This window comes from Bythopirellula superficialaquae (assembly GCF_059632245.1).
This window is the reverse complement of the sequence record NZ_CP197426.1, coordinates 5,252,982-5,277,043: the sequence shown is the minus strand read 5'-3', so window position 1 is coordinate 5,277,043 and position 24,062 is coordinate 5,252,982. Positions and strand designations below refer to the sequence as shown.

General features: G+C 54.2%; 36 protein-coding genes. 6 read left to right on the top strand and 30 right to left on the bottom strand.

Annotated elements, in window-relative coordinates; all coding sequences use genetic code 11:
• Window positions 1–14 precede the first annotated feature (14 nt).
• The 5 genes from SH678x_RS21870 to SH678x_RS21850 all read right to left on the bottom strand — a co-directional run bounded on the left by SH678x_RS21870 (window position 15) and on the right by SH678x_RS21850 (window position 2,951).
• Complete coding sequence (locus SH678x_RS21870; RefSeq protein ID WP_496920591.1) at window positions 15–326, bottom strand: type II toxin-antitoxin system RelE/ParE family toxin; 312 nt, start codon at window positions 324–326, stop codon at window positions 15–17.
• An 8-nt stretch (window positions 327–334) separates the two neighbouring features.
• Complete coding sequence (locus SH678x_RS21865; protein ID WP_496920590.1) at window positions 335–592, bottom strand: hypothetical protein; 258 nt, start codon at window positions 590–592, stop codon at window positions 335–337.
• Between the two features lie 39 nt (window positions 593–631).
• On the bottom strand, window positions 632–1,357 hold the full coding sequence (locus SH678x_RS21860; protein WP_496920589.1) for an ABC transporter ATP-binding protein: 726 nt from the start codon (window positions 1,355–1,357) through the stop codon (window positions 632–634).
• Window positions 1,358–1,471: 114 nt separating this feature from the next.
• Window positions 1,472–2,680 (bottom strand): glycoside hydrolase family 28 protein, encoded by a 1,209-nt coding sequence (locus SH678x_RS21855; protein ID WP_496920588.1) that lies wholly within the window; start codon window positions 2,678–2,680, stop codon window positions 1,472–1,474.
• Complete coding sequence (locus SH678x_RS21850; RefSeq protein WP_496920587.1) at window positions 2,655–2,951, bottom strand: hypothetical protein; 297 nt, start codon at window positions 2,949–2,951, stop codon at window positions 2,655–2,657. Before SH678x_RS21850 ends, SH678x_RS21855 begins: the two co-directional genes overlap by 26 nt.
• Window positions 2,952–2,977: 26 nt before the next feature.
• On the opposite strand from SH678x_RS21850, the gene SH678x_RS21845 reads away from it, so the two are divergent.
• The 4 genes from SH678x_RS21845 to SH678x_RS21830 are packed head-to-tail and all read left to right on the top strand — an operon-like array spanning window position 2,978 to window position 6,045.
• Window positions 2,978–3,760, top strand: a complete 783-nt coding sequence (locus SH678x_RS21845) for a dienelactone hydrolase family protein (protein WP_496920586.1) — start codon at window positions 2,978–2,980, stop codon at window positions 3,758–3,760.
• A gap of 33 nt (window positions 3,761–3,793) precedes the next feature.
• A complete protein-coding gene (locus SH678x_RS21840; RefSeq protein WP_496920585.1) occupies window positions 3,794–5,038 on the top strand; it encodes a TPM domain-containing protein in 1,245 nt (414 codons plus the stop codon).
• Window positions 5,039–5,593 (top strand): LemA family protein, encoded by a 555-nt coding sequence (locus SH678x_RS21835; protein WP_496920584.1) that lies wholly within the window; start codon window positions 5,039–5,041, stop codon window positions 5,591–5,593.
• A complete protein-coding gene (locus SH678x_RS21830; protein WP_496920583.1) occupies window positions 5,590–6,045 on the top strand; it encodes a hypothetical protein in 456 nt (151 codons plus the stop codon). Before SH678x_RS21835 ends, SH678x_RS21830 begins: the two co-directional genes overlap by 4 nt.
• Before the next feature lie 2 nt (window positions 6,046–6,047).
• On the opposite strand, the gene SH678x_RS21825 is transcribed toward SH678x_RS21830, so the two are convergent.
• The 3 genes from SH678x_RS21825 to SH678x_RS21815 form a co-directional block, all read right to left on the bottom strand.
• The gene (locus tag SH678x_RS21825; protein ID WP_496920582.1) at window positions 6,048–6,698 is read right to left on the bottom strand and encodes a hypothetical protein; all 651 of its coding nucleotides are present in this window, start codon (window positions 6,696–6,698) and stop codon (window positions 6,048–6,050) included.
• The gene (locus SH678x_RS21820) at window positions 6,685–7,518 is read right to left on the bottom strand and encodes a lysophospholipid acyltransferase family protein (RefSeq protein ID WP_496920581.1); all 834 of its coding nucleotides are present in this window, start codon (window positions 7,516–7,518) and stop codon (window positions 6,685–6,687) included. Before SH678x_RS21820 ends, SH678x_RS21825 begins: the two co-directional genes overlap by 14 nt.
• 170 nt (window positions 7,519–7,688) lie before the next feature.
• Complete coding sequence (locus SH678x_RS21815) at window positions 7,689–8,120, bottom strand: Hsp20/alpha crystallin family protein (protein WP_496920580.1); 432 nt, start codon at window positions 8,118–8,120, stop codon at window positions 7,689–7,691.
• A gap of 335 nt (window positions 8,121–8,455) precedes the next feature.
• On the opposite strand from SH678x_RS21815, the gene SH678x_RS21810 reads away from it, so the two are divergent.
• On the top strand, window positions 8,456–9,181 hold the full coding sequence (locus SH678x_RS21810) for a transposase (RefSeq protein ID WP_496920579.1): 726 nt from the start codon (window positions 8,456–8,458) through the stop codon (window positions 9,179–9,181).
• Between the two features lie 93 nt (window positions 9,182–9,274).
• On the opposite strand, the gene SH678x_RS21805 is transcribed toward SH678x_RS21810, so the two are convergent.
• From SH678x_RS21805 to SH678x_RS21725, 17 genes are all read right to left on the bottom strand, one after another.
• Window positions 9,275–9,898, bottom strand: coding sequence for a DUF1579 domain-containing protein (locus SH678x_RS21805; protein WP_496920578.1), 624 nt, complete (start codon window positions 9,896–9,898; stop codon window positions 9,275–9,277).
• Between the two features lie 42 nt (window positions 9,899–9,940).
• Window positions 9,941–10,345 carry a DoxX family protein gene (locus SH678x_RS21800; protein ID WP_496920577.1) on the bottom strand — a complete coding sequence of 135 codons (405 nt, stop codon included), beginning with the start codon at window positions 10,343–10,345 and terminating at the stop codon, window positions 9,941–9,943.
• A gap of 18 nt (window positions 10,346–10,363) precedes the next feature.
• Entirely contained in the window at window positions 10,364–10,918 is a 555-nt protein-coding gene (locus tag SH678x_RS21795; RefSeq protein WP_496920576.1) for an SRPBCC family protein, read from the bottom strand.
• A 68-nt stretch (window positions 10,919–10,986) separates the two neighbouring features.
• Window positions 10,987–11,409, bottom strand: a complete 423-nt coding sequence (locus SH678x_RS21790) for a VOC family protein (RefSeq protein ID WP_496920575.1) — start codon at window positions 11,407–11,409, stop codon at window positions 10,987–10,989.
• Between the two features lie 44 nt (window positions 11,410–11,453).
• Window positions 11,454–12,002, bottom strand: coding sequence for a DUF1579 domain-containing protein (locus SH678x_RS21785; protein WP_496920574.1), 549 nt, complete (start codon window positions 12,000–12,002; stop codon window positions 11,454–11,456).
• Window positions 12,003–12,150: 148 nt separating this feature from the next.
• Complete coding sequence (locus tag SH678x_RS21780; RefSeq protein WP_496920573.1) at window positions 12,151–12,555, bottom strand: YciI family protein; 405 nt, start codon at window positions 12,553–12,555, stop codon at window positions 12,151–12,153.
• Window positions 12,556–12,563: 8 nt separating this feature from the next.
• Entirely contained in the window at window positions 12,564–12,947 is a 384-nt protein-coding gene (locus SH678x_RS21775; protein WP_496920572.1) for a YciI family protein, read from the bottom strand.
• Complete coding sequence (locus SH678x_RS21770) at window positions 12,944–13,249, bottom strand: hypothetical protein (RefSeq protein WP_496920571.1); 306 nt, start codon at window positions 13,247–13,249, stop codon at window positions 12,944–12,946. The genes SH678x_RS21775 and SH678x_RS21770 overlap by 4 nt, the downstream gene beginning before the upstream one ends.
• Before the next feature lie 70 nt (window positions 13,250–13,319).
• Window positions 13,320–13,661, bottom strand: a complete 342-nt coding sequence (locus SH678x_RS21765; protein WP_496920570.1) for a YciI family protein — start codon at window positions 13,659–13,661, stop codon at window positions 13,320–13,322.
• 57 nt (window positions 13,662–13,718) lie between these two features.
• A complete protein-coding gene (locus tag SH678x_RS21760; protein WP_496920569.1) occupies window positions 13,719–14,456 on the bottom strand; it encodes a DUF899 domain-containing protein in 738 nt (245 codons plus the stop codon).
• A gap of 60 nt (window positions 14,457–14,516) precedes the next feature.
• Window positions 14,517–14,942, bottom strand: coding sequence for a YciI family protein (locus tag SH678x_RS21755; RefSeq protein WP_496920568.1), 426 nt, complete (start codon window positions 14,940–14,942; stop codon window positions 14,517–14,519).
• 80 nt (window positions 14,943–15,022) lie between these two features.
• Entirely contained in the window at window positions 15,023–15,493 is a 471-nt protein-coding gene (locus tag SH678x_RS21750; protein WP_496920567.1) for a VOC family protein, read from the bottom strand.
• Window positions 15,494–15,587: 94 nt separating this feature from the next.
• Window positions 15,588–16,403 (bottom strand): YciI family protein, encoded by an 816-nt coding sequence (locus SH678x_RS21745; RefSeq protein WP_496920566.1) that lies wholly within the window; start codon window positions 16,401–16,403, stop codon window positions 15,588–15,590.
• 282 nt (window positions 16,404–16,685) lie between these two features.
• Window positions 16,686–17,945, bottom strand: a complete 1,260-nt coding sequence (locus SH678x_RS21740) for an RNA polymerase sigma factor (RefSeq protein WP_496920565.1) — start codon at window positions 17,943–17,945, stop codon at window positions 16,686–16,688.
• A 176-nt stretch (window positions 17,946–18,121) separates the two neighbouring features.
• Complete coding sequence (locus SH678x_RS21735) at window positions 18,122–18,604, bottom strand: SRPBCC family protein (protein WP_496920564.1); 483 nt, start codon at window positions 18,602–18,604, stop codon at window positions 18,122–18,124.
• Window positions 18,601–19,485, bottom strand: coding sequence for an SRPBCC domain-containing protein (locus tag SH678x_RS21730; protein WP_496920563.1), 885 nt, complete (start codon window positions 19,483–19,485; stop codon window positions 18,601–18,603). Before SH678x_RS21730 ends, SH678x_RS21735 begins: the two co-directional genes overlap by 4 nt.
• Window positions 19,466–19,831 (bottom strand): ArsR/SmtB family transcription factor, encoded by a 366-nt coding sequence (locus SH678x_RS21725; protein ID WP_496920562.1) that lies wholly within the window; start codon window positions 19,829–19,831, stop codon window positions 19,466–19,468. Before SH678x_RS21725 ends, SH678x_RS21730 begins: the two co-directional genes overlap by 20 nt.
• A 210-nt stretch (window positions 19,832–20,041) precedes the next feature.
• On the opposite strand from SH678x_RS21725, the gene SH678x_RS21720 reads away from it, so the two are divergent.
• Complete coding sequence (locus tag SH678x_RS21720) at window positions 20,042–21,301, top strand: outer membrane protein assembly factor BamB family protein (protein WP_496920561.1); 1,260 nt, start codon at window positions 20,042–20,044, stop codon at window positions 21,299–21,301.
• Between the two features lie 6 nt (window positions 21,302–21,307).
• Here the strand turns inward: SH678x_RS21720 and SH678x_RS21715 are convergent, their stop codons facing one another.
• The 5 genes from SH678x_RS21715 to SH678x_RS21695 form a co-directional block, all read right to left on the bottom strand.
• On the bottom strand, window positions 21,308–22,114 hold the full coding sequence (locus SH678x_RS21715) for a DUF899 domain-containing protein (protein ID WP_496920560.1): 807 nt from the start codon (window positions 22,112–22,114) through the stop codon (window positions 21,308–21,310).
• Between the two features lie 20 nt (window positions 22,115–22,134).
• Window positions 22,135–22,647, bottom strand: coding sequence for a DinB family protein (locus tag SH678x_RS21710; RefSeq protein ID WP_496920559.1), 513 nt, complete (start codon window positions 22,645–22,647; stop codon window positions 22,135–22,137).
• 35 nt (window positions 22,648–22,682) lie between these two features.
• On the bottom strand, window positions 22,683–23,135 hold the full coding sequence (locus SH678x_RS21705; RefSeq protein ID WP_496920558.1) for an SRPBCC family protein: 453 nt from the start codon (window positions 23,133–23,135) through the stop codon (window positions 22,683–22,685).
• Window positions 23,136–23,145: 10 nt separating this feature from the next.
• Entirely contained in the window at window positions 23,146–23,496 is a 351-nt protein-coding gene (locus SH678x_RS21700) for an ArsR/SmtB family transcription factor (RefSeq protein ID WP_496920557.1), read from the bottom strand.
• Between the two features lie 102 nt (window positions 23,497–23,598).
• Window positions 23,599–24,051: a YiiD C-terminal domain-containing protein gene (locus tag SH678x_RS21695; RefSeq protein ID WP_496920556.1), complete on the bottom strand. Its 453-nt coding sequence runs from the start codon at window positions 24,049–24,051 to the stop codon at window positions 23,599–23,601.
• Window positions 24,052–24,062 lie beyond the last annotated feature (11 nt).

Below are 24,062 nucleotides of genomic sequence, written 5' to 3'. Positions count from 1 at the left end.
ATGATTCACAGGTCTTAAGCACCAAACAGCCTTGGGTAGTCGCGATTACCGTCAAGAACTCTTAAAATTTCAATCCCATCTGGAAGTTGCTCGAAGATGATCACCCAACGCTTGTGAGTAAATACGCGACAATTCTCACCTAACTCGGAAGCCTCAGAGCCGATAACAGAACCGCGAGCGAAGGCTTCAGCATATTCATTGGCTTTAGAGTGAATCTCGCGAAGAATCTTGGCGGCAACAGATGGTTGCATTTCCTTACCGCCGATATAAAAACCGATCGCTTTTAGGTCATCTCGCGCCGGCTTTGTCCACTTTGCACGAGCCATGTAGCGATTTACTGGTGAATGCCGTCGATGGCCAGTTGTTCGGTAACTTCGTTGATCAGTTCAGCAATCTCCAGTTCCTGAGATTCGCCACGTTCGCTTGAGGCTTTGGCTTCTTGCACTTTGGCTTGAACGTCGCGAAGCTCCTGCTGATAAGCTCGGAACTCCGCCAACGCATCTTCAAGGCTTAAGCCCGCGGTTACTTTGTTTAGACGCTTTTCAATGAAGGCGTTAAAAGCATCGCGATCATTTTGTAGAGTGATATCCATGCCTAAATTGTACCATATCCACGTGTTGTGGCCAAAATGTTACCACGTCAACTCATCAGCCGATTTTTTTCGCGTATTCTCTTCAATCCCCGTAATATGCCCGCCGGAAAGATGAATCACGCGGTCGGCCATGTCGGCGATGACGGCGTTGTGGGTGATGACCGCTGTGGTCGTGCCGAGGTCTTTGTTGATCCGCTGAATCGCATCGAGCACCAGAATGCCGGTTTCGACATCGAGCGCGCCGGTCGGTTCGTCGCACAAGAGCACCGCGGGCCGCTTCGCCACCGCACGGGCAATCGCTACCCGTTGTTGTTCGCCCCCCGACATTTGCGCGGGGAAGTGATCCATGCGATCGCTCAAGTTCACCATCGCCAATGCATCCTCAGGCTTCATCGGGTTCTTGGCAATCTCGGTGATCAGCGCCACGTTTTCCCGCGCCGTCAGACTAGGAATGAGATTGTAAAACTGAAACACGAACCCCACGTGCTCGCGGCGATAATTTGTGAGCGCCGCGTCGTCGAAGCTGGTGAGTTGCTTGTCGTGATAAGTAATCGTTCCCGTGCTCGGCGAATCGAGCCCACCCAAGATGTTCAGCAGCGTACTCTTGCCGCTCCCAGACGGACCGAGCAGCACCACGAACTCGCCCGTGAACAGATCGAGATCAACCCCCTTAAGGGCGTGAACGTCGACTTCGCCCATGTGGTAAGTCTTGGTAATCCCGCGGGCGGTAAAGACCGTTTCGCGCTGCGTGGCTGTGGCTGACATGCTCTCAGTATCGAGCGTATGCAAGCCAGAGTCAAATCAAGAGAAACCACGAATCTAACGAATAGCACGAATGAATTCTTATTCGTGTTGATTCGTCTTATTCGTGGTTAAATCTTATTCTGCAATCTCAGCGTCATTAATAATCAACGGTTCGCCTTCGCCGGGGATGATCTCCACGTTCACCATTTTGATTCCATCGACGTGACGAATCTCGAGCCCCGCGCGTTCGGATTTGATTTTCACGTTCTCCAGCAGCACGTTCTTGATCGGGCTTTCTGGCAAACCGACGATGAACCCGGCGTCCTTGGTGCTGGTTGCCGTGAGATTGCGAATCGTGATATTGCTGTAAGCGGGGGTCGTTTTAGTGACTTCCTTAGGCTCTTCGATTTTGGCAATCTTGGGATAGTAACAGGTGATCGTGATCGCCCCCGCCACGTCTTTCATCGTGATGTTTTCACAGAGGAAGTTCACGACCGCCCCACCCTTTTTGCGGTCGGTCTTGATCCGAATGCCGTTGTCGGTCCCCTCGAAGGTGCAGTTCCGTACGACAACGTCTTTCACCCCGCCGACGATTTCGCTGCCAATCGACATCCCGTGGCCATGCTTGAAGGTGCAATCGGTCACCGTGAGCTTATCGGAAGCGAACTCGCGCCCGGGGGCCGGCTTGCCGCTTTTCACAGCCACGTTGTCATCCCCCACGTCGATCAAACACCGCGTGATCGTCACGTTGCGGCACATGCTGGGGTCAATCGCGTCGGTGTTGGGTGCACGTTCGGGGGCGAGGAACGTGGCATCTTCAACGACGACGTTCTCGCAATCGGTCGGCACGAAATGAAACTTCGGCGCGTTCTGAATAGTCACGCCGCGTACCGTCAGATTATTCACCCGCGTGAGCACGATTAAGTTTGGTCGGGGCAGCGTGTACCCCGATTTCTTTTGCCGCGCTTCCTCGGCCGGAATCCACCAGCGTTGGCCTGAGCCGTCGATAGTCCCCTCCCCTTCGATGACGACATTGTTCAAATCTTTGCCGGTGAGGAAATGATTGAACTCACCCGGCTTATCCGTGCGAGCGTAATCCGCGGGGTCGTCGGTTGCTTTGAGCATTGCCCCCTTTTCGAGTCGCAGCGTGGTGTCGGTGCGAATCACCAAAGGCTTGCACAAATACGTTCCCTCGGGGAGCAATACCACGCCGCCACCTTCGGCTTTGCCACATTCGTTGAGCGCCTTTTGCACGGCGTCGGTATCGAGCGTCGTGCCATCGCCCGTGGCACCGTAATTGCGCACATTAAAAATCGTTTCAGCGGCTGCCGTTGAAATCAACACAGAGAAAACAATCAAGCAACACACGAAGGAACGTAAGCTCGAACAAACCATGGCGACAAGTTTCCTGGCGAAAAAGAAAAGGTGAATGTTTTATTCTATGCGAAGAAAATTTTACTTGCAGCGGTTTGACGAGAGAAAACACCGTTCGCAAAGCGAAACCAATTCTTGCAGTTCCTAAAGCAAGCAGGGTTCTTAACTTGCAGCGCAGTTGCGCCGTCTTCGTCTCTGTGCCGGTTGCGAATTGTTGTGAATCCTTGATAATTGCCTGCATCACATCCCTGCTATCGGAGGCCCGCCATGATCCGTTCGTTCGTTTTTTCGCTTGCTCTTATCGTTGCTGCCAACTGCGCCCACGCGGCCGTTCAAACCAAAACCATCGACTACAAAGCGGGCGACACCGACTGCAAAGGTTTCCTGGCGTGGGACGATGCGATTGAAGGACCTCGCCCCGGAGTGCTGGTCGTTCACGAATGGTGGGGGCTCAACGACTATGCCAAGAAGCGGACCGAAGAACTCGCCAAACTCGGCTACGTAGCTTTTGCAGCCGATATGTATGGCGAGGGCAAAACGACGTCGCATCCCGCCGACGCCGGCAAGATGGCGGGCGAAGTGCGAGCCAACATTGATCAATGGCGCACCCGTGCTCAAGCCGCGCTCGATGTGCTCAAAGAACAACCGCAGTGTGACAAGGAAAAACTCGCTGCCATCGGGTACTGCTTCGGTGGGGCGACAGCCCTGCAGTTAGCTTATAGTGGTGCCGACCTCGACGCGGTTGTCACGTTCCACGGGGCCTTACCCGCCGCCACTCCCGAGGAAGCCAAACAGATCAAAGGCGAAATCCTGGTTTGCCACGGAGCCGACGACCCAATGATCGGCCCCGACGCAGTTGCCGCGTTTAAAAAAGCCCTCGACGACGCGGGGGTGAAATACGAATTTATCGCTTACCCCGGTGCGGTGCATAGCTTTACGGTTCCCACGGCCGACGAAGTGGGGATCGAAGGCATCAAATACAACAAAGATGCCGACGAAAAGTCGTGGCAGGCAATGAAAGACTTGTTTCAGCGAACATTAGGGAAGTAAACTTGCTACTTTCCGTTCCCTAAGGTCATCAATTTGCCCATATTCGGCTTGGCTCAGCTCGCGCTGGTTCTCCTATCGATCTTGCCTGCGCAAGATCCGACGCGGCGTGTTCATGACTTGGCCAATCTGCTCAGCGCCCAGCAAACTCAGGCGATCGAAAGCATCGCGGCCGACGTCGAGCGTCAAACCACCGCGCAAATCGCCGTCGTTACGGTCCCGTCGCTCGATGGCCGGACGGTCGATGACTACGGCCACGAGCTGTTCAACACCTGGGGCATCGGCCAGAAGGATGTGAACAACGGCGTGCTGCTGTTGGTCGCGCCGAATGAACGCCGAGTGCGGATTGAGGTTGGTTACGGCCTCGAACCGTTGCTGACCGATGCGATCTGCGGCGAGATTCGCGATAATAAGCTCATTCCGTTCTTTCGCAACGATAATTATCCCGGGGGGATCGAAGCCGGCACGCGCGCGATTGCCGACGTGCTGCTCTCCGACAAAGCCGCCGCGCGGGGCGATCCTAACTCGGGCCCTCTGCTAGCCCGCTGGACCCGGCAGCGAGCCCAGTTAGCAGCCGGGGGACTGGCCGCGTTGGCAGTCTTGTTACTTGTGTTAAGTGTTGTCGTCGCTCGGCGCCGCGTTTACTCCAGCACCGCGTTTCTGTTCATTTCCGGTCTCGGTGTGCTGCTCGTCGCTGCCGCGGCGTATTTCACGTGGCAAAGTCCTGCCGGTGATCAGCCGTTTGCCTGGTTTGGAGGTGCGACGTTCGCATCGGTTGGGGCTTGGCTCTCCAACCTCAAAAAGTATCGCCGCTACGGTCCGCATGGTTGTTCAAAATGCGGCACGAAGCTGGAACTGTTGAACGAACAAGAGGAAGACCCGAAACTCACCGAAGTGCAGCGGCTCGAAGAGAAGATCGGCTCGGTCGATTACGATGTTTGGTACTGCCCCGCGTGTTTGCATAACGACACCGAACGCTATGTGCGGATTTTCTCAGGCTTCAAAGATTGTCCCGCTTGCAAGGCGCGGACATTCAAGGAAGACCCACAGAAAACGATTCAATATCCGACAACCAGCAGTTCAGGAACGGCTAAGATCGAAGGCCGCTGCGTGTCGTGCAATCACAAGACAACTCGCACGGTGATCTTGCCGAAAATTTCGACTTCGACTTCGAGTTCCAGTTCGTCGGGGGGCTCGTTTGGTGGTGGAGGTGGCGGCGGAGGTGGTGGGGGATTTGGCGGCGGCTCGAGCGGAGGCGGTGGTGCCTCGGGAGGTTGGTAAATGTTCTTCACCTACGGCGCGATTCTGATCTGTGTGACGATCATCGTTTGGTATTGGCTCACCTACAACGCCCTGGTCAAGGCCCGCAATGCCGTCGATCAAGCGTGGTCGCACATCGAAGTGGAACTCAAACGTCGCTTTGATCTGATTCAAAATCTCGTGGAAGTGGCTAAAGGTTACGCCCGTTACGAGAGCGACACGTTTCAAAAGGTGACGCAACTGCGGACCCAATCTAACCCGTTTGCCAATGCCTCGGCAGCCAACAAGGTCGAGCCTGCCCTGCATCAAACGATTGGCCAGATCATGGTGCTGGCCGAAGATTACCCACAGCTGCGATCCGATCAAAGTTTCTTGAATCTGCAAACGGAGCTCGCGGAAACCGAGAATCGCATCGCCGACCGCCGGCATGCTTATAACCAGACGGTCAACCTTTACGCGAATCTGCTCCGTTCGATCCCTTCGAACATCGTCGCCGACGTTCACGACTTCGCCGAACGGGCGTTCTTCGAGGCCCCCGAGGAAGTCCAACAAGCCCCCACGGTGCAACTGTCATGAAGAAGCTCATCATCCCGGCGGCGTTGTTGGCCATGGCTGCTTTTATCGGGGCAGCCTTCGCGCTCGATTGCGTACGGCTGGCCAGCGCGGCCCACGAGCGCGTCGAACTCGCCGACCACGAAATGGCCAAGCACGAAGCAAGGCTGGTGAAATCGTTGGAAGGTTTCAACAAGCGCACACCCGAGGTCGACGCAGCGCTCGGGGAATATGCCGAAACGTGGGAGATTGAACCCCGTCACGCAGCGTATGACAAACTCGTAGCCAATTTCCAAAAAACAATGGCAGGCGACATCGACGCCACGAATCCCATCAATCGCAAGTTCATGGACGACGTCGCCGGCGCAATCAACCGCCGACAGGTGGCGGAAAAGCAGTTTGATGACGAGTGGCAGGCGTGGCAGGAGTTTCTGAAATCGGGACGGGGGAGAGTGGCGAGCGCGTTTGGAAGCTAAAATCAAACAACTCGAATGCTCTGCAGAAAATCAGTGTAATCAAAAGTCATGCCAGTATAGGGCGAGTCAAACATTCTGAAAATATAGATATTTGGAAGTTGATTGATCACTAATGATATTACACGAACTGGAGTAGGCTGAAATTCTTGGTGTTCATAAATAAATTTTGAGGAATAGATCGCAGCATCGCAATTCGATATGTTTCTCGCTTGAGGCTTTGAAGTCGGAGAAAAGTCTTTAAACAAAAAGTCCACATAATGGATGTCATGGTCCACGACTTCAAGGGCAGAAATTTCATAGTCTACGTGCCCAACATTGAGAGTTACACCTGGTCCGAAGCTGGAAAATGGATCGAGCGAGATTCCATCTCGAGAAAATGTTACGACCGGTATGTCAATTTCTTCTAGAAGAAGTTTTGCTAATTCAGGGTCTTCTAAATCCAGCAGTTGCCCTGACATTACTTCTCCCATCTCCTTAATATCTGCGTAAATCCAATGTGCTGGTTTGCGAAAGGCAATTCCAAGTTTGCGGTTGATATAATCATCCCCGGCTATCGCGACAGCCTTTGTTGATCCTGTCGTAATGGCAGTGATTGTTGATCCGAATAATCGCAAAAACTCTCGTCGCCCAATCCCCATGTCAATTCCCTTCATTCACCGGCAACATCTCGCCAATCACTCCCTCGGCCGCATCTTCCGCGGCCCATTGACTGAGCTTTGTTTGAATGAAGTCAATAATCGCCGCTTGCTCGGTGCCGCCGCGGCCTTCCACGGTGAGGGCGGGTCCAAACGCGAAGCGGACTTTCTTTGCTGGGTTGATCGGCCCGAAGTCGGCGATCGGTTTTCCTAAACCCCACGCCGTGGTTTCCAGCGCGACGGGCACAATCGGCACCCCTGCGCGGCTGGCCAATTTGACCCCAATCGAATTGAACTTCGCCGGATCGAAAGCTGGCGCTCGCCGTCCCTCGGGAAAGATGATGATCGACGTTCCCTGCGCGAGCCGCGTCATTCCCCCTTCCATCATCAGCTTCAGGTCTTGCCGGGCGTCGCGGGTGGTGACCGCCACAGGATCGCGCGACCGCATCACGTATTTGAAGACTGGGTAATTGAGTAAACTCGACTTCACGACGAACGTGGTTTTCTTGATCGGCTGCACAAGCGCCGGCATGACCATCGTTTCCAGCGAGCTCAAGTGGTTGCCGACCACGAGGCACGGCCCAGCCACTTGCCGTAGATAGTTGAGCCCCGTGATCTCGAACTTCACGCCGACGTTTTCGAGATAGCGAATCAAGAGCTGGCTGCTTGCCGCCCAGGCTTCGTCGTCGTATTTGCCTTGAAAGGCCTGCCAAGCGCTAGTAAAGGTGAGCCCAGCAAACCGCGCGTGGAAAGTGAGCGAAGGAAAGCTGCGCGCGAACCAGCCCACTTTTTGAGGGGCAGTGAAATAGTTGTCGCCGGAAAGATCGATAAGCCTCATGCCAATAGAATACCCGGGCAAGAATCCCGTGGGGAGGCGGGAATTTATAGTCGAGGTCTGTGACCTCGGTCCTTGGCATCCGACGTCACAGAGGTCAGCCACAGACAAAAAAGGGGGCCGCGTGTTCCGACGCGGCCCCCAGCCTTCCAAAACCTAACACAAAACGAAGCTTACTTAATCTCGACCTTCCGCGGTTGCGCGGCGGGTGACTTGGCGACCGTCACGTGCAGCACGCCGCTATTCAGTTCAGCACCGATGCTGTCGACGTCGATCGCGTCGGGCAGGCTGAATGAACGGGTCACTTTGCCGTAAAACCGCTCTTCACGCCAACCTTTACGTGTGGCGTCGCTCTCCTCGTGCTTCCGTTCGGTCGAGATGGTCAGCGTGCCCTTGTCGAACGTAACGTCGACGTTTTCACGCTGCACGCCCGGCACATCGAGTTCAATGTGATAGGCGTTTTCATCCTCCCACAGCCCGGCAGGAGAGTGTCCCGCACGCAGGCCGGTGGGGGAGAGCATCTGGTTTAACAACGAGTCGAACTCAACCAGATTCGCAGGCAAAAATTCACGCAAACGATTCTTGGGGGTCAAACTATTGGTCATGGTAAAACCTCCTTCTCAAAAAGCCTCTTATGACCTCGCGACAGCAAGCCTACAGCCGCCGCTGACAGTTACTCAGTCACGATAGAGGCTAAAAGCAGGTCGCGTACCAATCGAGTTTGAGAGCTGGTTGATCAGACTCAAGTCATTTTCGCAATTTACTTTACGACGATTCGCTAGGGCCAGCTTTGCCAGAATGGCAGTGCCAAGTTGGCGTTTGGAGGGAAGCTGAGAAGTGCCAGGGCTGCCGTTTTGGCAGAGCTGTAGTGGTGGCTTCCAGCCGCCATCGAGCGCATTCTAAGAGTTTCTACCTATTATCCATTGTCTGCCAATAAGTCATGATCAAACTGCCCATTCCATTTCGTGGATTCGACGAATTGGGAGATGTGCGAATCTATCGCAACGGCATACTACCGCACTGGCGGCAAGATGGTTGCACATATTTCGTAACGTTTCGGCTAGCAGATTCGATCCCGCGAAATGTTGTAGCCGAGATGGAACATGATAGAAGAATGTGGCTCAGTAGTCGCAGAATCAACCCTGAATCACCGAATTGGAAAGACGCATTCGCAAAACTTTCAACTGTTGAAAGAAGGTCTTACGAACAACTTATCGGTCGTTTGCTCAATAAATCACTAGATGACTGCCATGGGGCGTGCAACTTGCGTGATAAAGTCGTCGCAGAGCAGGTAGAGTCAGCGATGCGATATTTTGATGGAACACGCATTTTGCTAGGTGACTACGTGGTTATGCCGAACCATGTTCATGTTTTAATTACTCCAATCAATGGAATTGAGCTTGAAGACGTCTTGCATAGCGTCAAGAGTTTTACGGCCACGCAGATAAACAGGTATCTGAATCAAAGCGGCAGGTTTTGGCATCGGGATAGTTACGATCACATCGTTCGCGATTTTGAGCAACTTTGTGCTTATCAAGAATATATCTCTGTAAATCCTCGCAAAGCCTATTTGGAGGACGATGAATATATTCATACGCGAGCGACGTACAGTTATTCGTATTTTTATAAACGTATCGGTGGCTTCCAGCCGCTGTGTATTCGATAAGACAGCGGCTGGAAGCCACCGATACGAAAAAGGCCGCGCGAACTCATGTCCACGCGGCCTTAACAGTGCTAGTGAATGGGGTCCAGCCAACGCTCAGTTCCGCGTCAACGTCAACTCCATCATCTTGAATTCTTTGCCCGTTTTGGGATCGGGGCCAAACATCTCGAGCTTCTTCGTGTTGGCATCAACGGTCGTCTCGACCTCGCGCACCACGATTGGCTTCTTGGTCAGTGGGCAATATCCATCGTATTTCCAAGTCATCGTTTTGCCGTCTTCGGAGAGCTCGCCGGTACCCTTCATCATGCCCGTAGCAAAGTTGTCGAGCCACACCGAGGTAAATTTTTGTGTGATGTTGTCAAACCCGTAAATCGCCAGCCCGTTGAATGGCCCCATTCCCGGCATTTCGCCTTTCATTTCACACTTGATGAAGCGGCCATCCATCAGGGGCGTCATTTCAGACGTTCCTTCGCTGAGAATCGCTTCCGTGTCGGGACCCATCCACGATTTTGTCTTGCACGTCCATGTGCCAATGTCGGCTGCCAGATGCTTGTGCATCTCGCCCGGCATCGCCGCGGCCATCATCGCGTGCATATCTTCCATCGTCCAACCCGGTGGAAGTTGCATCGGTGGGGCTTCTCCTTGCGTTTCTTGAGCATTCGAAAGGGATGCCATGCCACATACACAAACGATTAAGGCATTCAAACAAGCACGAGTCATTTTCATCATCCACTTCCTAAATATGTTAACGAAATACAAACTTCATATCCGACTTCGTAGCGGTACGAGCGACCGCAGGCGCGGATCGCGAAGATAAATCCCTAGCCAAAGCACGACACCCATCGCAACCGGCATCCAAAACGGTTCGCTCAGCCGGACATGAACGGCAGTGGCTCCGCCTAAATAACCCGTGAGCAAGATTGCCCCCAGCACCGCTGTCTGCGGTATCAAATACAGGATCGTGCTGAGAAGTTCCACAATGCCCAGCGGCACGGCCGTGTTGAGCGGCCAATTCTGTTCCGCGAATCCTTTCGTCACGACTTCCGACTGCATGAGCTTGAAAGTGGCGCTCATCGCAAGCAGCGGACATGGTAAGACAGAAAGTATCCAGCCGGCGATGGTCATCGCTTTCGATTGGGTGGTTGGAGTCGGGGAATCAATAGACATAATTCTTTCGCCTTTCGTTTAATGGGATGCGACCGGGGCAGCCGGCGACGATTCGACAATCGACCGCAAGTTAAACAGCCCTTGCTCAAAATCCTTGCCGATCATTTTGTCGCAATCGACGATCATTCCAAAGGCCTTCCCCATGAAACTATTCCTGCCATGCATGCTCCAAGTGACCTGTGTTTGATTTCCCACAGGGTTGAACACAAACTCAGCCGTGTTGATCGCTTTCATGGGTCGCAGAAATTCGAGCCGAATCGCTAGCTTCTTGGGGGGCGTGCTTTCAACGATCGTCATCTTTCCTTCGCCGACTTCGTTGTTGCCCGACCAACTGAACTTGGCCCCTTCCCCCGCTTCGGGCCCTTCGTAGGCGGTCTTGGAGTTGGGATCTCGTTTCGCCCAAGGGGACCACTCTTGCCAGTTGTGAAAGTTATTCACCTGGGCGAACACCTCCGCGGGCGAGGCATTCATGGTGGCTGAACGCTCGTATCGAAAATCCGCTGGTCGTGTCGCCACGACGATCACCAGCAGGGCGACAACAACGGCAATACCTAGCAAAATGTATGTCAGCATGGACGCTTTCTCCACAGTTTCATGACTTCCAGCCGCATCGCAACGCGCTGCAAGGCGCAGTGTTGGCTCTACATTTCCTGCGGCACGATCACCATCCATGACACGCCCAGCTTGTCGGCGACCATGCCGAACTTGGGCGAAAAGAAGGTCTGCATCAGCGGCATCTGCACCTGGCCCCCTTCGCCCAGTCCCGCGAAGATGCGTTCGGCATCGGCCTCATCCTTGGCGAGTGCACACATCGAAATCCCGGCAAACTTCGCGGTCTCAGCGCTGTTGCCATCCGACATCATCACCGTGCTTTCGCCGATGAGAACTTCTGTGTGCATCACTTTTTCTTCCCAATTGGCAGGGACCATGCCCCCTTCACATGCCCCCGGCGGACCTTCCTTGAATCGCATCAGAAATTGAACTTGCGCACCGAGCACTTTTTGATAAAGCTCCAAAGCCTCATCACAGCGGCCATTAAAATACAAATAAGGTCGAATAGTCATGAAATTCTCGTTTGTAGGGGGAATGTTTCTCGAACAGGCGGATGCTATTTCTTCTTTTTGTAATCAGCGATCATGATCGTATTCCATTCCCCCGCGCCATTGTCGACCGCGGAGTTGAACTGATAGTGATCCGGCGAAAGAAACTGAATCTGCTCGCGATATTTGCCCATCTTGTTGAAGTCGTTCATCAGCGGACCTTCGGTCAGCAATGTGAGGGTGTCGCCGTCGACGGTTCCCTCGTAATGCCACATATAGCCGGTCACCGAATCGCTCCATGTGCCGACGTACTTTTGTTTCTTGGCGTCGTAACCGAGTTGCATGATGCTTTGCACCTTCTGGCCCATCGCTTCACCCTTGCTGGAGCAAACTATCCAAAACGGCCCCATCATTTTGCATTCCTGCTCACCCTGGCATTCCATCGGAGGTTGCCCCGGTTCGCCCTGGACCTCCGCCTTCGAGGTCCAATCCCCGACGAATCGCTCCAAAAACTTATGTTCCGGCCCGGGTTGCGGCATTTCGGGCATCTCTTGCGACAAAGCAAAATTGGCACAAGCGATTGTCAGTGTAACAATAGTCAAAAAATAGCTTTTCATGATAAGTTTCCTTGTAGTTAAAAATAACCAATGTCATCCTGAGAGAGGCTCGCCGACCGAAGAATCTGGTCTCCACCACCAACAGGTTCAAATTTTTGTTGCGAATGAAATCTAGATTCTTCGGTCGCTTAGGCTCCATCAGAATGACCTACTCCACCGGCAACCCGGAGAGTTCCATCACGGGCCGAATCTCGACCGTGCCGTGCTTCACGCCCGGGTGTCGCGCAGCAATTTCAATTGCATCCTCGAGCGAATCCGCCTCGATCAAATAAAATCCACCCAGCACTTCGGTGGTCTCCGCAAACGGACCGTCGGTAATCACCGGCTTGCCGTTGCGCACTCGCACACTCGTGGCGGCATCGCTCCAAGCCAATGGCGCGGCCAAAATATACTGCCCCTTGCTGTGCAACTCATGAGTCAACTCCACGGCCTCGGCCATCGCCGCTTCATGCACCTGGGTACCCGCTTCTTTCCAATACTTTTCGTCGTCGTAACTCAACAGCATGTATCGCATGATGTTCTCTTCTATGTAGTGGTGGCTTCTAGCCGCCATGAAATCATTCACGCTCGATGGCTGGAAGCCATCGCAACTTTTTCCGGCAATCCCGAGAGTTCCAGCACCGGCCGCACCTCCACGGTCCCTTTCCGAGCGCCCGGAACCCGCGTGGCGATCGTGATTGCTTCGTTGAGGTCCTTGGCTTCGATCAAAAAGAACCCGCCGAGTTGCTCGCGAGTTTCCGCGAACGGCCCGTCGGTGACCATTCGCATGCCATCTCGCACGCGCACGCTCGTGGCCGTGGCGACGGGATGCAAGGGCGATGCGCCTCGGAATTGACCCCGGCTATCAAGTTCGTGTGTCAGCTCCGTCGATTCGGCGTAGCAATGCTCGCGCTCTTCGTTGGTCCAATCTTTTTCGTCGGTATAGATGAGCAGCATATATCTCATGTTGTTCTCCCAGCATTTAGATAAATCGACCGCAAGAAAATGACTTTGGGTACGAGTTGCTTCCCTAGCATAGTGCCAAGCGACACGATGCACAAAACGATCAATGTTGTTCGCAACACCGAAGCCGTCGACAGAGAAATTCCCATCCCTGTTGCCAACGCCACATAACCCATCACGCACACCGGGCACTTGGGCATTACCGCCAGTAATGCACTCGGCACGAGCCAACCCGCCACGGCGAACAAGCGTTGTGCTCGCGCGGTCTTGGCTTCGCTTGTGTGATGGCAGCAACAGGAACTCATGATATCCCCTGCATTGGTTTGTTGGGCATTTTGGATGTTTATTAGCAGAATGTACAGCAACACTCCGACCTTACGACTCTGGATCAAACCCGAATACGCGAAGTTCCTGATCACAGCGACAGGCTTTCGCCAAACGTGCGGCCCAGGCGATGGCTTCTTGATTCGATGGCAGCTCAAGTACAGCCAATCCACCATTGAGCGGAGGCGCCCATGGGTAGCCTCCCTCAGCGACAGAGCCATCGGCCGAAACGAGAACGGGAGGTACTGTTTCATCAATACCTCCGCCGAAAACGTAGACGCCCGCTTCCTTCGCCTCGCGTATCACGGCATGAGAGTCTCGACCCACCGCCTCCCACTCACTGTCGGGGACATTCATCGCAGCACTGGGGAATGAAATGAGATACTTTGCCATGATATTTTTTGTCTAAGAATTTTGCGGTTACAGGTATAGGCCATGCCTAACAATTTCTTATCCCCCGTAAGTCGGCTTCTGGGGCCAACCGGCTGGGGAATCTTCAAAATCTTCCTGCCGACCATAAGGCGTCAGATCGAGCAACGCATAGGAATCGGTGACCGACTCGCAACCCCGGCCGTACGTCGAGTAAGCGTGATACACGTCGTCATCCAAGCGGAAGAACACGCTCAAACCATGGTTCTCGCCTTCCAAAAACCAAGGCTCTTCTTGTTGGCGTGATTCCAATTCCGTTTGCGCCCGGTAGTTGTACTCCAGCGGCACGACATTCTTGTCCTGGGTCACGTGAAAGTCGTAGTTAAAGTCGGTGCCAAACGACGACACCCAGCGACGGTCCCAACCTTGCTCGGCTTTATAGTTCTCAAGTTTTTCGAGCGGGGCACGCGACACCAGCACGTAGGTCGTGTCACGCTTGTTGAGCATCGAAAGATCGCCCAGCGAATTCACCAATCCCGTGCAGCCGGGGCAACCCTTTTCCCAGGCTGGATCGAACATGAAGTGATACACGATCAACTGACGGCGCCCGTCGAAAAGATCAGCGAGGCCCACCGTGCCCTCGGGCGAGTCGAATTCGTAGCCCTTCTCGATCTTCACCATCGGCAACCGACGCCGCTCGGCATTGACGCGATCTTTGTGGCGGGTGAGCTCCTTCTCAGCGACAAGCAGTTCCCGTCGCGAAGCGAGCCATTCGTCGCGTGACGCAATTGGAGGATGAGGGATTGTTGCAGTTGTCATAATAAAACTCCTCTATGAGCAAGCCGGGTCGTCCCGACCCCGAATACTCGACTATGGTTCTTACTTCTTCGCCAACTCCGCCGCGAGGCGCTGTTCCTGCTCGCGGAGTTCCGGCGTCATTGCCTCGCCAAAATCTTCCATGTCAAAAATTTGGCGAATCTCGACTTCGGTATCAATGTCTGGGTGAGGATGTGGGCACCGCTTGAGCCACTGAATGGCCTCGTCCAATGAACTGCACTTCCAAATCCAGTAGCCGGCGATCAGTTCCTTCGTCTCCGCGAACGGACCGTCAATCACGGTGCGCTGATCGCCAGAGAACCGAACCCGCGCGCCCTTGGAACTGGGATGCAAGCCATCCCCTGCCTGCATGATGCCGGCTTTCACCAACTCCTCGTTGTACTTGCCCATCTCTGTGAGCAACTCTTCGCTAGGCATAATGCCCGCTTCCGAATCTTTCGTGGCTTTGACAATGACCATGAATCGCATTGTTGTATCTCCTCGTATTTGTAGTGGTGGCTTCTAGCCGCCAACTTAAGAATTGTTATCACAATGGCTGGAAGCCATCGTTACTTCCCGTCATAAGCCGCTTGCAGTTTCGCAATATCGAGCTTCACCATCTGCATCACGGCTTGCATCATGCGGTCCCCTTTCACCGGGTCCTTCATCCACTCCTCAAACTTGCGGGGACTGATTTGCCATGACAGGCCGTACTTGTCTTTCAGCCAGCCGCACTGCACTTCTTGGCCACCGTCGGCAGTCAGCTTCGACCAGTAGTGATCGATCTCTTCCTGAGAATCACAATTCACGATGAGCGAGACCGCCTCGTTGAACTGAAAAATCGGCCCGCCGTTGAGTGCCATGAACTGTTCGCCATTGAGCTCAAAACTCACCGTCAAAACGGTTCCCTTCGGCATGTGCATATTTTCGCCGTAGTGCGTCACCTGATTGATCTTCGAATTCTTGAAGATCGACACATAATACTCGGCCGCCTCAAGAGCTTGCGTGTCGAACCAAAGGCACGGTTGAATCGTCTGCATGATTGTGTTCTCGATAAGGTGATTTTTATGTCGAATAGCCGCGATTCAACGAATCGCCGGTCCTGCGATGCGTCGCATCGCGGCTAATTATCGTTTACTGCACGAACGAGGGATCCATCCAGAAATATTCCCAGATGTGCCCATCGAGATCTTCAAAACCCCATTGATACATGAAACCGTGATCTTTAGGGTCAGTGTATTTCTTGCCACCAGCGGCCAGCGCCTTGTTGACGATCTCATCGACCGCGGTACGCGAAGGGCAGTTCAACGCGTTGATGGCTTCGACGCCCGTTTTGCCGTCGATGATTTTTTTGGGAGTGAACGTCGCAAAGAATTTCTCCACGAGCAGCATCGTGTAGATGTTCTCGCTGATAATCATGCAGGCCGCATTCTCGTCGGTGAACTGCGGATTGAACGTGTAGCCCAACTTGCCGAAGAACTCTTTCGATTTGTCCAAATCCTTCACCGGTAGATTGATGAATACTTTTCGATCATCCTTGTTGGCAGTTGGCTGCATCTCGGTGTAACCCTTGGCAGCTTGTTGCACGTCTTCCGGAAAGTCTTCCATCACTTGCACTTGGCGAATTTCGATCGTCTCGTTCTTGCTCCCTGGGCACTTCTTCGCCCATTCGATGGCCGCGGAGCGATCCTTGACGTCAATCATCCAATAGCCGCCCAAGCACTCTTTCACCTCGGCAAAAGGGCCATCCGTGACAACAGGCTTGCCTGAAGCGAATGAGACACGCGCTCCTTCCGACGGTGGACGTAGGCCATCGAGCGACAACAGCACACCGGCCTTTTGAAGTTCTTCGTTGTATTTCATCATCGCCGACACGGCGTCGGCCTCGGGCTGCGTATCGGGTTCGGCGGTTTCATACCCCTTAGGGATCATCAACATCATGAATCGCATGGTCTTATTTCCTTGTATCTAATTGTCATCCTGAGAGAGCCTAAGTCCGCCAGAGGCGGAAAGAATCTTGCTTCCATCAATTCGCGCTTCGAAACCCCGTTCGATTGCAAACTAGATTCTTCAACTCGCAGAACTCGTTTCGGAATGACCTTATTTCAAAAAGCTTCGTTTTGTCCGCCGAACACTAGGTAGTCGACTGGCTCGGGCCCAAATCGACAGGCGGCGAAAAATTTTTGTGAGGAAATAACGCGCGAAGCAAATAGGCTGAATTTAGGCCGAGAATCAGCCCAATTCAGCCAATCGGCCCGCCAAAAAACGACGCTCTGGTTCCTGACGAGCCAACCGCAGGGCCTGCTGATAAGAAGTGCGAGCATCGGCCGTTTTGCCCAGACGTCGGCAGAAATCGGCCCGGGTGGCGTGGGCCAAATGATAATCCGCCAATTCGCCGCGCGTGAGAATCGCATCGACCAATTCCAAGCCCGCCGCGGGACCATCGCGCATCGCCACCGCCACGGCCCGATTGAGTTCCACCACCGGAGACGACGCCATGCGAATAAGTACGTCGTAGAGCCCAACGATCTGACTCCAATCAGTCGCGCTGGCTGTCGCGGCATCGGCATGAATGGCCGCGATGCCGGCTTGAATCATGTAAGGCCCAAATTGTTGGGAGGCAAACGCGCGATCAACCAATTGTTGCCCTTCCTCGATGTGCTTATGGTTCCACAGCGAGCGATCTTGATCATCCAGCAGAACGATCTCGCCATTGGCTGAATTCCGCGCCTCGCGACGCGATTCGTGGAGTAACATCAGAGCCAACAAACCCAGAACCTCGGCATCGGGTAGCAATTCGACCATCAACCGCCCTAGCCGAATGGCTTCTTGCGAAAGGTCCGCGCGCGTGATAGATTCCCCCGAAGAAGCGGAGTACCCTTCGTTGAACACAAGATAAATCACTTGCAGCACGGTATGCAGCCGGTCGGGCAAATCTTCACGCGACGGAATTTGATACGGAATCCCCGCGTCGCGGATTTTTGATTTGGCGCGCACGATCCGTTGCGCAAGCGTCGTGGGAGTCGTGAGGAACGCACTGGCAATTTGTTCGGTGGTCAGCCCACAAACTTCGCGCATCGTAAGGGCCACTTGCGCTTCCGGAGACAACGCGGGGTGACAACAGGTAAAGATCAGCCGCAAGCGGTCGTCTTCAATCCCATCTTGATCGGTGTTGGACTCGGTGACTGTATCTATACGATTCGCCTCGAATTTCTGATAAATAGCCGTTAGCGATGCATCAAACCGTGCCCGCCGGCGCATCGTGTCGATGGCTTTGAATCGCCCCGCCGAAACGAGCCACGTCCTCGGATTGGCGGGCACACCCTCGGTGGGCCATTGCGCAACCGCCGCTGCGAACGCATCAGAAAGCGCCTCCTCGGCCAAATCGAAATCACCCAGTAGCCGCACGAGCGTGGCAAACACCCGCCGCGATTCGCTGCGGTAGACGCTATCAACGATGTCGCGGATGTCACCTGCTAGGGTCGTATTCATAAACGAAGGCCAGTTAAGAGAAGCCAGTTAAGACTTGCACCACAAAGTCACCAAGAGCACTAAGCTAGGCCGAATATCATTACGTTTGTCACGAATAATTCTAAATCAGCTGAAAGACGGGGTCGATTTGGAATTTTTAATATTCTTCGTGTTCTTAGTGTCTTTGTGGATGGATCTTATTGGACTTTTCTTATTTGCTTAAGCAATTCCGCCAAACGAGCCAAGTGCTGCTTGCCCCCCTCGATCGCGCCGTACTTCAGAGCCACTTCGTTGCGCTCTTCAGCCGTGGGGAAGATATGCTTGATCGTCACTCGCGTTTGATTGTGTTCAACGGCAAACGTGCTTGTGCTTTTGAACCATTCTCGCTGACCATCGCCATGGGAATGAATGATTCGCTCCGGCTTGACGATTTCGATGTACTTGACCTCGTTGGGATAATCGGTGCCATCAGGACCATGCATGGTGTAAATCCAAAGCCCGCCGGGACGGAAGTCGTGTGATTTGGTCGTCGTGGTGAACCCATTGGGGCCCCACCACTTCGCGACGTGTTCGGGATTGGTCCACGCCTCCCAAACCAATTCGCGCGGCGCGTCGAGCAACCGCGTGATCACGATTTCGTTGTCAGCCGCTTCAAGAACTTGGGATTCGTGCTCGCTCATGATTGGCTCCCTAAGTGCTCTTCCAACCGATCAAAATTCTGCTCGTTCGCCGCGGGAACAAACGCCTTCACCTTTTCCCATTCCTCTGGCGATTCAAATCGTTGCCGCCAGGTGAGCCGTGTCTTCCCCTCGAATTCAAAATAAGTCATCGTCATCAGAAATCGGTGCATGGTCCGCAGATGATCGAAGACAATGCGTTTGGGTTCGTTGATTTCGACAAACACACTCTCGTTGCGATAGTCAGTTCCGTCGGGGCCATGCATCGTAAGATGCCAATCGCCATCCACGCGAAAATCGAACTTGAGAATCGTATTGGTGAACCCATTGGGCCCCCACCACTTGGCGAGTTGCTCGGGATCGCTAAACGCGCGAAACACTTGCTCGCGAGGAAAATCAAACACCCGTGAGCAAACATACTCGCGGTCGGGGTCGATTGGCTGCCCTTCGGCATAGTCTTTCAGCAACGTGCCAATCAGAGCCGTCCAACCCGCGGCAAAATTCTCGCGAGCAAAAGCGGGCAGCTTCGGCAGCGTCTCCAACCCCGAGTGCGTGAGCTTGATGCGCGTTTCAGCGCCATGCTCGAACAACTCCATCGTCACGAGCGTGTCGCCGGGTTGGCCGTCATATCGCCAGGTGTAAGCCAGTTTCTTTTGGGGCACTACTTCCTTAACCACACAATGATGTAGCCATTTGACATGATCGTGGTCCTCGGCTGTGAATTGAAACTCGCAGCCCACCTCGGGGCGAAAGTTTTCAAATTCCATGAACCACTGCTTGATGGCCATCGGATCAATGATCGCTTGCCACACGAGCGCCACCGGCGCATCGTAAGTCTGTTCGATGAAGAAATCGTCGGCGGGGTTATTTTTGTTTGCGTCCACGTTTTTTCTTCCCTTGCACTGTTTTGCCTTGCAGCTCCGCTAAATAGTCATCGAGCCGATCAAACCGCTCGTCCCAGAATTGCCGGTATTGCTCGACCCATTGAGCGGCCTCGCGCAACGGCTTGGCGTTGAGCTTGCATGGTCGATATTGGGCCGCACGGCTGCGCTCGATGAGCCCAGCCTTTTCCAAGACCTTCAAATGCTTCGAGATGGCCGGCAGCGTCATTTCAAACGGCTGGGCCAACTCCGACACGCTCCGTTCCCCCTTGGAAAGTCGCATGAGAATGGCTCTCCGCGTCGGATCGGCCAGGGCGGAAAACGTATGGGTCAGTTGGTCGGCAAGCATAGTATACCAGTTGGTTAATTAACTAAACGGTAAAATAACACCGGGACTGCAAGTCGTCAACAAAAAAATCCTAAGTGAGCCGCGACGCAATGCGTCGCACGGTCTCCAGAAACGATTCGAGTTGCGTAAATCAAGAACTTGCTAGAATAAGAACGCGAATAAATCGCGATGTGAAATCATAAGAAAGTTACCTTGTCTCACAGGTCCGCCATGTACGCATCCTCTTTGCGCGTGTTGGTTTCGGTCAATCTTCTTCTAGCCGCGTCGTCATTGTTGCATGCCGACTGGCCTCAATGGCGTGGTCCCGCGGCGAACCTGGCCGTCCCCGCGGCCAACTTACCCATTAAGTTTTCCCAAAACGAAAACATGATCTGGGAGGTCGATCTCGGCGGCGAAGGAAGTTCAACGCCCGTTGTCTGGGGCGATGCCATTTATGTCACTGTCACGGCCGACGGCAAAGACGTGCTCGCCGCGTATGGAGTTGACGGGCAAGAGCGATGGCGGCGCGAGATTGGCACTGCTCGTGAGAGCAAACATAAAGTCGCCACCGGTAGCAACCCGTCCCCCGTCACCGATGGCAAACACGTTGTCGCGTATTTTAAGAGCGGCCAACTTGCCTGCACCGATACCACGGGCAAGGTCCTGTGGAACAAAAACTTGCAAGACGAATTCGGCAAAGATACCCTCTGGTGGGATTTGGGGACCTCTCCCGTTCTAACGTCCAAAGGCGTGGTCGTGGCGGTGATGCAGGAGGGCGACTCTTATTTGGCTTGTCTCGATCTCGACACTGGCGAAACTCTCTGGCAAGAATCGCGGACCTACGAACGGCCCAGCGAATCGGATCAAAGTTATACGACGCCAGCCGTGGCGGATGTCGATGGACACGAAACGATTGTCACGTGGGGGGCCGATCACCTCACGGGGCATGACGCCGCGACGGGCAAACTGCTCTGGGATTCGGCGGGATTTAATCCTGACGACCAAGGCATGTGGCGGTCCATTGCCTCGGCGACTGTTGCCGATGGTGTGGCGATCGTGCCCTATGGCCGTGGCGAATTTCTAGCAGCCGTGCGACTCGGAGGAAGCGGCGACGTAACCACTAAAAATCGCCTCTGGGACAAACCCGGTGTTGGTGCCGATGTCCCCTGCCCAATCGTTACCGACGACAAAATCTATGTGCTAAGCGACCGTGGTAAAGTCTCTTGCCTCGATTTGGCTACGGGCGATGAGATCTGGTCCGACGACTTACCCAAAGGCCGCTCGAATTATTTTAGTTCACCCCTTCTGGCCGGTGACAAACTTTATTGCCTCCGTGAGGACGGCACGCTGTTTGTCGCGTCGGTCGACGAGGGGCTAGAAGTTCTCGCCGAAAACGAACTGGGCGAACACAGCGTCGCCACTCCCGTGCCGCTTGAAGATAGCTTGCTCGTGCGCACGCGCAACAAGCTGTATCGTTTTGGTGAGAAATAGCTCCTGCTATTTTCCGTCCTTAGCACCACACCCGCACGAAGGCAGTACTTCGGTCGTTGGCCAGTAGGGTTTGTCCGCGTCCGCAAATAAGTCCGTGCCGTAACGATCGTGCCCATACCGATCGTGGTAGCGGACCCAAGCCATCGAGAAATCAAACTGCTCCTCATCGCGGCCTTTGGGGACTAAGTCGAGAATCGCGTAGGTCGTCATCAATTGCTCGACGCCGCGGCCGTACGAGGAATAGGTGTGATAGATCTGGCCGACAGCATCTTTATAAAAAATGCTGACCCCCGGTCCTTCGGCGCTCGGGAACTCTTGTTTGATGAAGTTGTAGTAGACCTGGCCCTCGGCCATTTCTTCTTCAGTGAATGACACGTGGAAATCGTAGTTGAAGTCACTGCCAAAGGACGATATCCAATCTAACCGCCAGCCCATTCGCTGTTTGAATTCGTCGATCTTCGCCAGCGGCGCTCGTGAGACCGCGACCATCGCCACGTCGCGTGCCGCCAGATGCGCGAGTGTGCCGTCGAAATGGTCCGACACAAACGAACAACTTGGGCAACCTTCTTGCCAGTCCGGTGCGAACATAAAGTGGTACACCACGAGTTGGCTGCGGCCGCGAAACAACTCCGCGAGCGATTTTCTCCCTTGGGCCGTGTCGAACTGATAGTGCTTGTCGACTTTCACCCAAGGAAGTTCCCGCCGCTGGGCACTGAGCTCATCGCGACGGCGAGTCAGTTCCTTTTCTTCTTGCAAAAGGGTCTTCCGCGCGGCGAGCCATTCGTCTCGTGATACGATGTTTGCGGTTTTCATGGTCAATCTCGATTGAAAGGTTATTTCTTCAAGAAGTCGGGCAATTCATCGCCACTCGGACCGTAGGCCGAAGGAACCTTCGCGCCCACCATCCGCAAGTACACGCCGAATTGGCCGCGGTGATGATAGAAATGATTGAACAATATGGTCCGCACAAACACAGCTCGCGGCATGGCTAAGAGTTCCTTGTCGCCGTCCATGATCCGCCAAGTTTGTTGCATTTGCTGATCGCTGATCGTGGGTAGCACCTTTGTGACGGTGTCCACACTTTCATCGAAAGCGGAAAGAATTTGTGGCAACGACTCCGGCTGGGTCCTGTCGTTCGAGATTTGCGAAAATTGAAACTCGTCCTGCGTGGCCATCTGAACCACGCTGCCCGGCGCACTCGCCATGTGCAGGGCCAATTGTCCCGCAGTCATCGATTTCTCGTGCGGCTTCCAGGTAAGTTTGTCCTCGGGGAGACGTTCGAGAAACTTACGCGTCGTATTCGATTCGGCCGCGAATTCTTGCAAAAATTGATCGGCTATCGTCATGGATCTAACTCCGTGGTTTGAAACTGTATTGTTGCTTAGCGTTTCGATTCCGCGATCTCGCGCGTGCGATTCAACTTGTATTGCCAGCCCTCATGGATACCGGCGCTCTGGCTGTCTGGGAGCATGCCAAAGGCGGTGTGGATGAGCGACAAGCGAGTGATTTCTCCCTCAGCAGTGAGGCGGTATTGCACGTGCGAAGCAATCGCAAACGACATGAACATCGGCCCGCAGATTTCGATCAGCTTCGGCGGCTTGATGACTTGCACGTGCCCCCAGAAATGGCCTGCGTTGTCGCCCAAGTCGCGATACCAACGCCCTCCCGGCCAGGCTTCAAGCGTCATCGGCATCGGCGATCCGTCAGGAGTTTGGAACTCGGGCCCCAATTCCGCCAGCAAAGCCTCAAACGAAATCTCCAGCGGCGCGGCGATTTCGATTTCTTTGACAATGTTCAAGAGTTGTATGGTTTCTTCAAGCACTGGGGCGACCATAATTTGCTCCCTAAGATTTCTTGGTGGATTGTTCTTTCGCGAGACGCTCGGCCCGCTCCTTCACGCGGCTGAGTTGATGCGACCAAAAGTTCTCGAATGTTTTTGTCCAGTCGTACACGGCTTTGAGCTCCCCGCCATTGAGGCGATACAGCCGATGTTGGCCATCCTTGCTGACCGAAACGATGCCGACCTTGCGCAACACGCCCAAATGTTTCGACACGGTCGGTTGTGCTAACCCAAGCCGTTCAACCAACTCATTAACCGTGCGCGGCTGGCCATCGGCCAGCGCGGTAACAAGCTCCCGCCGACGCGGTTCGGCAATCGCATTAAAAACGTCGGTGGTGGTCGCTGCCCTCGCCATGCGTCAATTATATTCCCATAACGGAATATGTCAAGCGGTCAATTTGAGGAATGCCAACCGTGTTAGCCTCCGGCGCAAGCCGCGAGGTTAGAAGTAGTGCCCTTATTCCTGCACCACGTACGAACCACTAAACGTCACATACGGCCCCGCTTCGTCGGCGATCTCCACCGACAGATCGATCTTCGTACGGCCTTTGAAGCGTTGCAGTTCGTAAAAGTACTCAAGCATGTCGCTCGCCACGGGCTGACTTTGTGCGATGAACAATGGCGTGCGCACGGGCCGGTGATAACGAATCGTGCTCCGCCGGATCACGATGTTGCCCGACATCCCTTGCGATTCCAGCAGTAAGAACACTGTGCCCCAGCCGGTGGCCGTGCAAAGTGCGTTCAGACTGCCGGCGAAGGCCGAGTATTGATGGTTGCGATTTGGCTCGAGCGGCATTTCCATTGCCAGCCGCTGGCCGTCCCAAGACCGTGCCTCGAGTCCCATGGGGATCGTGATCGGCATCTCGCGATTGAGCGTCTGTTGAAGCTTTTCGAGCAAGGATTCGTTCATGGAAACAGACG